This window comes from Celeribacter sp. (assembly GCF_048266405.1).
Lineage (GTDB): Bacteria > Pseudomonadota > Alphaproteobacteria > Rhodobacterales > Rhodobacteraceae > Celeribacter.
Map to the genome: position 1 here is coordinate 30,808 of NZ_JBLWZO010000019.1, position 11,636 is coordinate 42,443.

The 11,636-nt window shown below is 50.7% G+C and carries 9 protein-coding genes and 3 pseudogenes; 7 read left to right on the forward strand and 5 right to left on the reverse strand.

Features of this window, described 5'->3' with window-relative positions; genetic code table 11:
- Nucleotides 1–3 precede the first annotated feature (3 nt).
- Genes ACN0TS_RS17700 through ACN0TS_RS17710 form a run of 3 tightly spaced genes read right to left on the reverse strand, consistent with a single transcriptional unit; the run spans nucleotide 4 to nucleotide 2,095 of the window.
- On the reverse strand, nucleotides 4–594 hold the full coding sequence (locus ACN0TS_RS17700; protein ID WP_417260664.1) for a DUF1788 domain-containing protein: 591 nt from the start codon (nucleotides 592–594) through the stop codon (nucleotides 4–6).
- Between the two features lie 8 nt (nucleotides 595–602).
- Entirely contained in the window at nucleotides 603–1,223 is a 621-nt protein-coding gene (locus ACN0TS_RS17705) for a DUF1819 family protein (protein ID WP_417260656.1), read from the reverse strand.
- Nucleotides 1,220–2,095: a WYL domain-containing protein gene (locus tag ACN0TS_RS17710; protein ID WP_417260657.1), complete on the reverse strand. Its 876-nt coding sequence runs from the start codon at nucleotides 2,093–2,095 to the stop codon at nucleotides 1,220–1,222. The genes ACN0TS_RS17705 and ACN0TS_RS17710 overlap by 4 nt, the downstream gene beginning before the upstream one ends.
- Before the next feature lie 206 nt (nucleotides 2,096–2,301).
- Between ACN0TS_RS17710 and ACN0TS_RS17715 the strand changes: the two genes are divergently transcribed.
- Nucleotides 2,302–2,457, forward strand: a complete 156-nt coding sequence (locus ACN0TS_RS17715; RefSeq protein ID WP_417260658.1) for a hypothetical protein — start codon at nucleotides 2,302–2,304, stop codon at nucleotides 2,455–2,457.
- A gap of 256 nt (nucleotides 2,458–2,713) precedes the next feature.
- A complete protein-coding gene (locus ACN0TS_RS17720; RefSeq protein WP_417260659.1) occupies nucleotides 2,714–4,840 on the forward strand; it encodes an ankyrin repeat domain-containing protein in 2,127 nt (708 codons plus the stop codon).
- A gap of 56 nt (nucleotides 4,841–4,896) precedes the next feature.
- Here ACN0TS_RS17720 and ACN0TS_RS17725 read toward each other — a convergent pair.
- Nucleotides 4,897–5,185, reverse strand: a pseudogene (locus tag ACN0TS_RS17725) (ATP-binding protein); the annotation flags it as partial.
- A gap of 65 nt (nucleotides 5,186–5,250) precedes the next feature.
- Here ACN0TS_RS17725 and ACN0TS_RS17730 point away from each other — a divergent pair.
- The 5 genes and pseudogenes from ACN0TS_RS17730 (at nucleotide 5,251) to ACN0TS_RS17750 (ending at nucleotide 11,410) form a co-directional block, all read left to right on the forward strand.
- Nucleotides 5,251–6,417 (forward strand): annotated as a pseudogene (locus tag ACN0TS_RS17730) (IS3 family transposase).
- 717 nt (nucleotides 6,418–7,134) lie between these two features.
- Nucleotides 7,135–7,908 carry a DUF5131 family protein gene (locus ACN0TS_RS17735; protein ID WP_417260660.1) on the forward strand — a complete coding sequence of 258 codons (774 nt, stop codon included), beginning with the start codon at nucleotides 7,135–7,137 and terminating at the stop codon, nucleotides 7,906–7,908.
- A gap of 21 nt (nucleotides 7,909–7,929) precedes the next feature.
- Entirely contained in the window at nucleotides 7,930–9,141 is a 1,212-nt protein-coding gene (locus ACN0TS_RS17740) for a three-Cys-motif partner protein TcmP (RefSeq protein ID WP_417260661.1), read from the forward strand.
- A gap of 38 nt (nucleotides 9,142–9,179) precedes the next feature.
- Nucleotides 9,180–10,622 carry a dGTP triphosphohydrolase gene (gene dgt, locus ACN0TS_RS17745; protein ID WP_417260662.1) on the forward strand — a complete coding sequence of 481 codons (1,443 nt, stop codon included), beginning with the start codon at nucleotides 9,180–9,182 and terminating at the stop codon, nucleotides 10,620–10,622.
- Between the two features lie 8 nt (nucleotides 10,623–10,630).
- A complete protein-coding gene (locus ACN0TS_RS17750; protein ID WP_417260663.1) occupies nucleotides 10,631–11,410 on the forward strand; it encodes a hypothetical protein in 780 nt (259 codons plus the stop codon).
- Nucleotides 11,411–11,484: 74 nt separating this feature from the next.
- Here the strand turns inward: ACN0TS_RS17750 and ACN0TS_RS17755 are convergent.
- Nucleotides 11,485–11,636: pseudogene (locus ACN0TS_RS17755) on the reverse strand (IS3 family transposase); the annotation flags it as partial.

The following is an 11,636-nucleotide window of genomic DNA, read 5'->3' on the forward strand; positions in this document are numbered from 1 at the left end:
GGGTCAGACCTCGTAATTGGTAATATCGAAGGCGCGGTAATACTTGTCGTCGTGCAACTGGCCAAAAAGATCCAGTGACGCACCCGTCGCCAATGCGTGGGTGTAGCTGCCTGGAAAGAACAGGACCGTCGGCGCATCCTTCGCGGTACTTTGCAGGTTATTCAGGACGTTGTGGGATCGGATGAATGGATAAACTTCGCCAACGCCGGATAAGAACAGCACATCGTGCGGCTCTGACTCAATGGCTGCCCCAATCCGAGGCACGATGTGGGTTGCGGGGTCGAGCACCCCTTGAAGGAGTTCTTTGATTTCTGACTTGTCGCTATCTGCCTCGATTTCGAGGATTTGATCCAAGATGCCGCGTTCCTCGAGGATTTCCAAAGAGATGTCATAGAGACTGAGGTCGAGCACCCGCACGCCAGAATGGCTGACGCGGGACACGAGGTCCTTGCGGTCGTCGATCATCGTTAGGCCTTCAGAGGCAGGGAAAGGGCAGATAAAGAACGGCACTTCATTCCCGAGCCCTTGCTTGGTCAGAAAACGCTCGCTCGTAATCACACGATGGAGGTGCTCGGCGCGCTCCTTACGATCCATTTTGGTTTTCACGTGTTACCCTCCATCAACGAAATACCGGGAAAATACGCCAATTCGGCAGTATTGTTGTTTTGGATGAGTGTTTGCAATCGAGTGGATAAAATTGTGGCTTGGATACGATTTTCCTGAGACAGGATTTCAGCCTCGCGCATTATGCGAAAGAGAACCTGGCGAAGTTTATTGCGAGTGGAGGTGCTGAGGCGAGCAAGGCCTTCATCCCATTCCGCCTTTGCGTCCAAGGCGATATCGAATGACGACAGCGGCAAGTCCATCTGGTACGAGAGATAACGTTCACGAATGACTTCTACTGCGAATTCCCGGACGAACCGATAGGCACGACAGGTTGCCAGCCATAGAAGGGCCTGTTGATCGTTGCGATCGGCGAACTCCAAAAGAAAATGGCGTTCCTCCTCGGTCAGCATGCGCAAGCGGTTGGTAATTTCGCGCAATGATCGCCGGTTCGATGCAGCTTTGGGCAAGGTTGTGGCGCCTTGGTCCAAAGCACGCTTCGCTGTGTCTTCCCATGCCTCACCGTCGCGATGAAGACGGGCGACTTCGACGCTTTCGGTCAGAAAGAGACCACCCGTGGTGAAGGACATCCGGTAATCGGGCATAGATTTGTTTCTCATTGCGCTCTCCGTTCAAGAGCACGCTGTATCTCGGGTGCATTTTTCAGGATGATATGCTGATCTTGCGGGCGGCGTAGATCTGGGTCGGTATCGAGGCCCAAACGTTTGAGCGTGTAAAATAACATAGACTTACGAACAGCTATTTCAGCCGTGCCATCAGTCATACCATAATCCAATTCAATCACGCGCTTCTGGTTCTCTGATAAACTGGGATGTGCCACAATTTTAAGTGTCACGGTTTCAAGCCAATCCTTATCTGTCTTTGGGTCGACATTCGATATGTCGCCAACAGTGCTGGAAAGGATGCGGCTCAATACGAAGTCTTTGAAAATACCGTCGCGCGCACACCAAGCCCTCGCATGCCAGCGAAACCCATCATGCGCAAAGCCATGTGGCGCAATTTCGCGTTTGGTGGGTTTTGGCGATGACATCGATTGATAGCTGACTGCGAGCCGACGGTGCTGCGTACAGGCCTGCAGGACATTTCGTACGGTCGACGGGTTCAAGCCGCGTGCTGGGATGGATGGGGTGAGAATGTCGGGAAGATCAACGACCCAATCCGATTTCGGCACCGCGGCTCCCCTCGCGATTGCAGCGAGATCGGCAAGATATTCCGCTGGGTCGATCGACAGATAATGTGCCTCAAAAGCCGACCCCATGACGTAGGTCCGAGCGCTCTTGTCATAATGGAGATGGTCCGGGTGGTCGGAAATATATCCATTCAGATCCTTAGAAGCCTGTGCGCGACTGATTTCCATGACGTCCATCAGATCCGCCAGGCCAATTGAGCCATGCCAATAGATGCGATGCTCGATGAAGGCGCGGCGGTCGCGCTGCCATCGGGTCATTTGATTTGGGCTATTGGATTTCATGTGGAGATCGTAGTCCGAAAAAACAGAACGGTCCACAAAAAAGAACCCCAAAAAGGTGGCGGCGTTAAGGCGTTTGTGGGGTCCAAATATGAGAAAGGTTTTTGCTGGTATTTCAAAATTCCGAAATAATGTCCCCAGCTTGTCTTTTGAAAGTGCCCGGCATTTCTCCCATCTTCAGGGCATCCTCTAAACGAAAGGAAATCAGGATGTCGAAAACAACAAACATGACCCAATCCGCAGCCGCCCGGATTCAGGCTGCAGGTGCTGTCAAGTCAGGCGGCCAAACGGCCAAGGGAAGCTTCACCGCACGTGCGCAAAGGGCCGCGGCAAAGGGCGCTAACAGTTCCACCACCAAGAAATAAATGGTTTGGGATGGTGGCTGTGCCACCATCCCGCTATCGGGGAAAATATGCATTATTCAAAAGATAAAACTCTAAACGCTGTTATTGCGAACGAGGTGAATTCAGGAGCGCGTTATGTGCATGGGAAGAAACATGCCAAGCTCTTTCTTGCTGGCGGTGGCCTCTTGGTGTTTTCGCGAACACCTAGCGATCACCGGGCAAGTCGGAACATAAAAGCAGAATTGGCGCGGCTGCATAGGCAACAGGTTCAGGCATAATGGTTTGCGATATTACCCCTATCCCACAACCTTCAGAAATCGTCGCATTTTTGATCCGTACAATGTCGCACGTTGATGATGCATGTGAAGCGGGTCTCAAGAAAGAACTCCAACGCCTTCGCAAAGGCAAACCTTTGTCCGCCGAGGCTGCGAATGAGCTTCTGAAAAAACATCTCCGCGATTTTCATGATGCGAATGGCAATCAAGTTTGGGGAGCCACCGACTTCCTGCCGATGTTACAAGGATATACCCAATTATGTCTTCACCTTGATTGCGGAGCTTTGCCTGCCGAGGTCGTGCGCGGAGTTTTTGACAGGGTAGCATTCGGTTGCTTCCAAGACCTCTTTCAAAACATTTTGCCCTCTACGGGTATTTCGCCACGAGAGATTTTTGGCAAGCCTGAGCAAGCTACTCATCTCTTGTGGCACTCCCGAGTGAAAGACTTTGGGCTTCGACGGATCGCAGTCGAAATCGAGAGCAAACCCGGTTTGCATAGAGGACTTGAAAATTGGGAAGCGTCGATTGGCCGGTGGTCCAAAGGCGACCACGATGTTCAGATCAATACAATCCTGGCGCTGATGAAGTACTGGGATCGTAGGTTCGCACATGCGCTGATGGTATGCAGGCTATATCAACGGTATTGTAATCTCAGTTTGGTCGATTGTCGGAAACATATTCCCGGGTATGAAATCCCTTTTGATTTCGATGCGATTCAGTCGGAAATTGAAGCGCAGTTGGATGATTTAGCCCTGAGAAAGAGTTGCGATCTGAATGAAGCGCAACGGAGCGCAGTAAGTGAAGTCACGCGACTTACGGATCCATGTCGTGCCAAAGTGAAAGGTGAAGCTGCAGCGGCCGAAAAGCTCTTTGAAAGCCTCGAAGGCTCTTTGTGCGGGCAACCTCGTCTGGCAGGTCTCGGCTTTTTCAGAGGGCGATATTTCGCTCAACTGGGTAAGCTCGAAGACGCCTTGAATGCCTTTGATGAGGCAGCAAACTGGTTCCAGTTTCGCAGCGCCGTTCAGCTGAAAAGTTGTCTTCATTACATTTTGAACATTTCGCAGTTGCTTGGGAAGCGACGGATCTATGTAAAGTGGGAAGGGTTTTGTGAGGGGCTTGGTCTGGCTCTCAGTATATCGGACGCGGCACTTGCTGTTGAAAAAGACTTCCCAAATCCGTTTCCTGAATCTGATTCAATTACTAAATCCCGTCCCTTGGATGACTACTTAATTGATATCGCAAAATGGAAAGCCCGGAAGGTCGACACTAGTAACCCCAATCGGATCATCAAAGGGTATGGCCCGACGCCGACCCCGCAAATTGCGCTTTTTGCGCATCTCGGAGAGGTCGACAAGGTCACTCAGCTGTTGGAAGCTGGTGCCGATCCGAACATTTTGGATAAGAACGGTGGATCACCGCTTTTGATGGCACTGCAAGGTGGCGATGACAAATGCTTCTGGGCTCTGCTTCCAGTGACGAGCAAAGAGGTGATCAACCGCAGGACGAAGAGTGGGAAATCCGTACTATTTGAAGCGATATCAAAGGGGCTCGCTGGTATTGTGCAGGGGCTTCTTTCCCAAGGTGCAGATGTTGAAATTAGAGGAGAGCGACAACAAACAGCTCTCTTCGAGGCGGTAGGACATTTTGCAAGCCCAGGTGCCTTTGTCCAAACTGCAATGCAAACTGGAACATCGGGCGTTAATTTCCCTGCAATCCTGCGCAAGACAACTTCGCCTTTTGTGGAGGAAGAAAGCCACGAACAGTTGCGTTCGCAGTACACAGCAGATGAGTTGGCCATTCTGCCCAAGGTCGCAGAACATCTCTTGAAAGGGGATAACCCGACGACCCGTCAAATTGTTCAGCTTCTGCTGGACGCTGGAGCAGATATTAACGCTGTAAATGGCAGTGAAAAGCTGACTCCATTTCTGTATGCGGCCGAAGTCGGAAATTCATGGCTACTAAAGACACTGGTTGATCATGGTGCTGATATTAGGTCGCAGGATGCGCGAGGTGGGACCGCTTTGTCGCGTCTTCACCAATTCGGCCATTCGCATTTATCCGCAGAATTTATCGGTTGGGTGGAGCCGTCAGATCGTTTATGGCTACGGGAGACTGTTGATTTCCGCTGAGACGTGACCCGGTATTTCCTCCGAGAATTGACCCACCCTTGTCTATGTATCAGCGTTTATTTGGCAGTCAATTGTGTGGTCTCCTTTCGCGTTTTTTTGGCGGTTTCGGAACTGACTTTGAAGCGGTAGCTGTCGTTTCCAGTTTCGAGGAACGAGCCATTGAGCGCCATTGGTTCAAGCCCAATGGCGAGTGCAACGGTGGGTGAGCCGGTCGAGCAATGCAGTTGTCATTTTTGCATCGCCAAAGACCTGTGCCCATTCACTGAAGCTGAGATTGGTAGTGATGATCACACTGGTGCGCTCGTAGAGCTTACTCAGGAGATGGAAGAGTAATGCGCCTCCTGATGTGGTCTTGTCGCGGTTTAGTTCCGGTCTCTTTCGAGCAATGTTTGCTATGAAGGAGATAGAGAATGGCAAAGAGATACACAGACGAGTTTCGGCGTGATGCGGTGCGCATGGCGATGACCAGTGGCCTAACGCGGCCTCAACTTTCATCGGATTTAGGGGTTGGGCTTTCGACGCTGAACAAATGGGTTCAGCAACATCAGCATGACGATCTGATGTCAGGACCGCATGAAGACGTCGAAAAGGAGAACACGCGGCTTCGCAAAGAAGTCCGTCTACTGCGTGAGGAGAGGGAAGTGCTAAAAAAGGCGGCAATCTTCTTTGCAGGCCAAAGCCGGTGAGATTTGCGTTCATCCATTGCCCGGCAATCGCTGCTTGCAGCGATGAGAGGGGACGCCTGGAAAGAAGTTTGGTCCGTGGAATTTCTCTGCCGTATCATGCAGGTCACATCGCGTGGGTTCCGTGCTTGGCGGGTGCGTCCGATGAGCCAGAGCCAGCGGGATGATATGGTATTTCTGGCCCATATCCGCGAACAACATCGGTTAAGCCTAGAAAGCTATGGGCGACCCCGCATGACTGAAGAATTGCAGGAGCTAGGGCTGAAGATCGGACACCGGCGCGTAGGGCGTTTGATGCGTGAGAATGGCATCAAGATCATAAGAACCCAGAAATACAAGGCGACGACGGACAGTAACCACACGTTCAACATCGCACCCAATCTGTTGGATCAAGATTTCTCAGCGACTGGCCCCAACCAAAAATGGGCAGGTGACATCAGTTACATATGGACCAGTGAAGGATGGCTGTATCTCGCCGTCATCCTTGATCTGTATTCTCGCCGTGTCATCGGTTGGGCTGTCAGCAACCGCATGAAGAAGGATCTAGCGATCCGGGCGTTAGATATGGCCGTTGCTTTGCGACAACCGCCGAAAGACTGCATTCACCATACGGATCGCGGGTCGCAATATTGTTCAAACGAGTATCAGCGGCGCCTGAAGCTGCACGGCTTCAAGGTCTCAATGAGCGGCAAAGGTAACTGCTACGACAATTCCATGGTTGAAACGTTCTTCAAATCCATCAAGGCTGAGCTGATCTGGCGCAACAAATGGGACTCACGCCGTCAGGCAGAAGGTGCGGTCTTCCAGTATATCAATGGGTTCTACAATCCGCGACGCCGTCACTCATCGCTGGGTGGTAAAAGCCCCTTGGCATTTGAACGAAAGGCCGCATAAATGAGTTCAGAGACCGGAACGTAAGCGGGACAAGACCAGTTCTTGCGGGAGCTGTCATTAGCGTCAGGCGCAGCAAAGGTCCGCTCACCGCCCCATGATCCGTCCAGTTCGGGTGCTTTGTTGTGCAAGAATGAGAACGGCAGGCGCTCATTCATGCTTGAAATGCGCCCGGTTAGGTTCTCCACTGCCCGTTATCTGCTACACCTTGAAAAACAGGTAATTAGGTGTTCATGAAACTCGCTCCAAATTCCTTTCTGGGGATCTTGGTTGACCCTCTCGGGCGACATCCAAGATCCCTGTCCCTGCAAGAAAAGGGTATTGCGGCACGCGGGGCTGGTTCGCCCTGGATAGGGCTTGAAGCTATCGCGACGTGTCCATCGGTGCTGACGTTAGACACTCAAACCGCTCTGATGTTACATTTTATTTGACGACGGACACGTCAACGGTTCAATTCCCAACATTAGACCAACACGTTATGTCGGAAAATGAGTAGATTTTTCATTTGCTCGGCGACATGTGAACAAACTTGCAACTTCGGCAGCATTCGACGATTGTGCGCACGTGCCGCTTGGTTGCTTTTTGCGATCATAACGCCGTCGTCGTCTCCAGGATGTATGCTTCCGCGATCAGAAACCACCTCTTAGCTAGGATGCAGGATTTCTGATCTAGTAGCTATCTATTTGAGATGCAGATGGTTTTGGACCCAAGGAGAATGTTTTGTCGGAAATAGAATGGACTGACACAACTTGGAACCCGGTTGCAGGGTGTACAGCGGCGTCTAGCGGATGCACGAACTGTTATGCGATGCATATGGCTCTTCGATTGGAAGCGATGGGGATGGAGAAGTATCAAGGGCTTGCGCGGCGTTCGGGTAAGAGAACTGTTTGGACAGGTGCCATCAATCTGGATGAGAAGTCTTTGGAGGCCCCGCTGAAATGGCGTAAGCCTAGAAAAATCTTCGTTAACTCCATGAGCGACCTTTTCCATGAGAGAGTGCCGTTCGATTTCGTTGAAAGAGTTTGGCGGACAATGGAAGAAACGCCACATCATCAGTATCAAATTCTGACTAAAAGACCTGAGCGCATGCTTGAGTTTGTGAAGAACCATCTTAATACGGTGCTTCCAAATGTTTGGCTCGGAACTAGCGTCGAAAACGCTGACACGGCGGCGAGAATTGACGCCCTTTCGGTCACTCCTGCAATAATCCGGTTTATTTCCTTCGAGCCGTTAATTGCGCCGATTGGAGAAGTTGATCTAAGCAACATCCATTGGGCTATTGTTGGAGGCGAGAGTGGATCGCAAGCGCGCCCCATCAAAGAAGAGTGGATTGATGAAATTCACTCTTTGTGCGAGCGTTATGGAACTGCATTTTTCTTCAAGCAGTGGGGAGCGTGGGGAAAGGACAACAAGAGGCGTTCTAAGAAAGCAAACGGGAGGCTGTTTCGGGGGAAAGTTTGGGAAGAAATGCCAACAGTTTCGGTGTCTCCATAAGGTATTCGGAGCGCATTCAGCATGGTTAAGAGACAGTACGACTGGGAGAACGGTGCCAAAATCGGTCCGCACTCCAAGATCAAGCTCGCGATTATCAAAGAGTACATTCACGAGTATGTTCGTGTTAGATGTAGCTTGCCTCAGCAAGAGAGATTTCGACTGTCCTTTGTGGATGGGTTCTGCGGAGCCGGAGCATACGAATGTGGTACGCTTGGTTCGCCTCTGATGGTGCTGCAAACGCTTAAATCAGTGAGCGCCGAGGTAAATCTCAGAAGGAAAATAGACGGGTTCAAGCCGATTTCCTTCGAGTTTTTCATGTACTTCAATGATCTCTCCCCTGTTGCCATACAGGCCCTGCGAGGTAGTGTTGACGCGTTCTTGCAGGAACACCAAGACCAGCACAGCGGTGCAACGTTCTACGTGAAATATTTCGAAGGCGATTTCGGGGGCAACCTTCCAAGTATCGCTCAAATGGTTGTGGCTTCCAGGGTTCGAAACACCATCTTCAACTTCGATCAGTATGGTCACGCTGATGTATCGGAAGCGCATCTGCGAACGGCTCTCTCGCTGACGCGGTCTTCCGAAGTATTCCTAACATTCTCTATCAAGTCCTTCTTGGCATTCATTAGCCCTACGAGAAGACAAGACAAGAGATTGTTTGGTGGGCAAATCTCAGAAATCTCCCTGCACAAGACCAAGAAGGAGTGGCTTGCGGCAGTCGAAAAAGTCGTATTTGAGGAGTTCCAAACGCTGGCAAACTTCGTCAGCCCATTCTCGATTAACAACCAAAGTGGATGGGAGTACTGGCTGGTACATTTCGCAAATTCCTTCCGGGCCAGGCAAGTTTATAACGATATCTTGCACCGAAAAAAAAACTCGCAAGCGCATGTGGGTCGGTCTGGTCTTCAAATGTTGAGGTACAACTCTATCGAGGATGCTTCGCTGTACCTGTTTGATGCGAACTCGCGGCGAGGAGCAAGGGATGAACTTTTGGCTGATATACCTAAGTTCCTTAAGGATTGTACTCCCGAGGCTTCTCTATCTGTCGCGGATTTTTTCGATCAAACATACAACCAAACACCCGCCCACTCCGATGATCTCAACAGCGCACTAATCAAGTCACCGGAAATAGAGATTTTGACCGCAACGGGTGGAAAACGACGGAAGCCTCAGATGATCAAACGAACAGACACAATACGACTGACGCCACAAAGGTCATTCCACTTTCTTTGATCCGAAGCGGGTGGCAACCGAACATTTTGGAGAATGTAATGGATTGGATAAAACTAATGTCCGCAACCCGGCGCAAGGACATGCACAAGGAAAACGGGCAGCCGCTGAATGCCGGCGGTGATAGAACGGAAATTGAGCGCGATTACGACCGGGTTCTTTTTAGCGCTCCCGTTCGGCGGTTGGCCGACAAAACCCAAGTATTCCCTTTGGAAAAAAACGACAGCGTTAGAACGCGCCTTACTCATTCCCACGAGGTGTCTAATATTGCACGGAGTATTGGTGTTGCACTCGCTCATCGCGAGGGGACGAAGTTTAACTCAGTCGAGTATCAACGCGATCTGCCCTCAATGCTCGCAACAGTAGGGCTCGCGCATGATATCGGCAACCCACCATTCGGCCATCAAGGTGAGTATGCCATAGGAGATTGGTTCAAGCAGAATGAGGCTAGGGTATTTAAGTTTCTTGATTGCGAGAATTTGGATATTTCTTCCGATGTGAGGAAGCGTATGCGTCTGGACTTTGAAAAGTTCGAAGGTAATGCCCAAGCGCTTCGCGTACTCACCAAGCTCCAAATTATGAACGACAACTTTGGGCTCAATCTTACGTGCGGCGCACTGGCTGCTCTAATGAAGTATCCTGGAACATCGGAGAAACAGGACAAGTCAAACATTGCGACTAAAAAGTTCGGATGCTTTCATTCCGAACTTGATGTGGTGTTGGACGTCTGGAAAGAAACTGGGCTGAAAGAGGGGTTGCGGCATCCGTTAACATTTTTGATGGAAGCAAGCGATGACATTGCCTATTCGGTTTTGGATGTGGAGGATGCGGTAAAGAAAGGGCTGGTTTCCTACAGAGACTTGATCAGCTATCTCGAAGCTGGGGCGGCCGGAGAACCTGAAACCGACGCTGTGATCAAAGATGTCTGCGAGCGAGCGGACGAACAGCACAAAAAGCACAAAGATGCGAAACTGTCGCCGAACGAAGTGAATGATCTTTCAACCCAGATGTTCCGGGTGTTTGCCATCGGAAACATGGTTTCTGCGGTCATAGAGGCTTTCCTAGAGAGGCAATCCGATATTGAGCAAGGCGCATTGAAAGATGATCTCATTGCCGTGTCGAGCGCAGCATTGCTTTGCAAAAAGCTCAAAGATTTTGCGTTCGAGCACGCCTACAAGCACCGAAGTGTTCTTGAGTTGGAATTGGAAGGACACAAGGTTATCCATTCAATCATGGACATGCTTTGGCCTGCCATCGTTAGCCGTGGCGACCCGCAGAAGGAGACCAAAGGACATCCTGGAACTCCTTTTGAGAAGTACGCCTACGGACGAATCTCGGAGAATTATCGGCGAGTTTTTGAAAGCCCAAACGAGGACTTGCCGTTGGGTTATCGCCGCTGTCAATTGCTCGCAGACATGATCTCTGGTATGACTGACGGCTTCGCACTAAGCTTTGAGCGGGAACTTAGAGAACTTCGCTGTTGAGGAGAGAAATGAAACCTGCACTTGACCAGAAAGCCGCCAAGAAGCGCATCCGCCGCTTCTTCGATGAGCCGATGGCTGAGCGGCGGGCTGTTGGCTGCTTTATTGACGAAGTGTCTGTTTGCGCAGATATTTTTGTCTTTGGTGGAGCGCTCAGGGACATCTCCCTTCTTGGCGCTCCGAGCTTCGCCAGCGATGTAGATACAGTTGTTCAGGTGCATGATGTTGAAGCCTTCATGGACATCTTGGGTCGGTACGAAGCAGTGCAGAACAAGTTTGGCGGGCACCGTGTTCGTTTTGGAAGATGGAACTTTGATGTATGGGAGGTCTCGCGAACTTGGGCCTTTGCGGAGGGTGTTGTCGAAGCGCTCAGTCCGCTATCCCTTCTCGAAACCACCTTCTTCAATTGGGACGCTATTCTATATGACTGGCGATCTGGTTCGCTTCACCACGGCCAGAATTATTTTTCTGATCTGTCTCAGAAGTATTTGGAACTCGTACTGGAAGATAACCCGAACGCCGTTGGCGCACTAGTCCGCACGCTGCGAACACTTTGCTTGTCTGATGAGATTCAGACTGGGCCAAGGCTTTCTGCATTTGTTGTGAGTGGGCTTGAAGATATCTCCAATGAGGAGATTTTGTTTTACGAAGCAAGTAGTTTCTCGCGCAAGCGGCTGTCTGAAGCGTTGCTGTCAGACATGAGAGCCAGAGCTTTGGAGTGGGACCAAAGTATTGCATTTCAGTGGCTGCCTAAGCGGCAATTATCTCTATTTGATAGCTTCGCCAGCTAGCTGACATTCAGCAAGCGTGTTGCTGAATGCTGATATGAATTGCCCCAAGTTTGCCGGAGACCTATAGCTTCATTTCACGCGACCATATCGAAGACGTCTCGCTGTGCATAGAAGTTCTCTTCGGCCTCGGCTGGTGGGATATTCCCAATAGGGCCAAGCAGGCGGCGATTATTGAACCAGTCGACCCATCCGAGGGTGGCCATTTCCAGATCTTGCATGTTGCGCC